This is a genomic window from Enterobacter cloacae complex sp. 6730903 (assembly GCF_048283985.1).
In the GTDB taxonomy this organism is placed as follows: Bacteria; Pseudomonadota; Gammaproteobacteria; order Enterobacterales; family Enterobacteriaceae; genus Enterobacter; species Enterobacter hormaechei_C.
This window is the reverse complement of record NZ_JBLVXX010000207.1, coordinates 1-296: the sequence shown is the minus strand read 5'-3', so window position 1 is coordinate 296 and position 296 is coordinate 1. Positions and strand designations below refer to the sequence as shown.

Below are 296 nucleotides of genomic sequence, written 5' to 3'. Positions count from 1 at the left end.
ATTGTTGAAGCGATCCGTTGTTTATGGTCTCCTCAGCAAATAGCAAAGCGTTTAAAGACATTTCCTGATTTGGATCAAACAATGAATGTAAGCCATACAACGATTTATTCAACGATACGAGCATTACCCAAGGGTGAGTTGAAAAAAGACTTATTATCCTGTCTACGTCATGAAAATAAAAAGCGAAAAGCTAACGGTGAACCTAAAAAAGATTCTATATTACAGGATATTAAAACTATTCATGAGCGCCCAGCCGAAGTTCAAGAAAGAAAAATACCGGGTCATTGGGAAGCTGA

1 protein-coding gene is annotated in these 296 nt (G+C 37.2%); it reads left to right on the top strand.

Features of this window, described 5'->3' with window-relative positions:
- A partial coding sequence (locus tag ACNQ0W_RS25590; RefSeq protein WP_417933331.1) for an IS30 family transposase occupies positions 1-296 on the top strand: 296 nt, incomplete at both ends.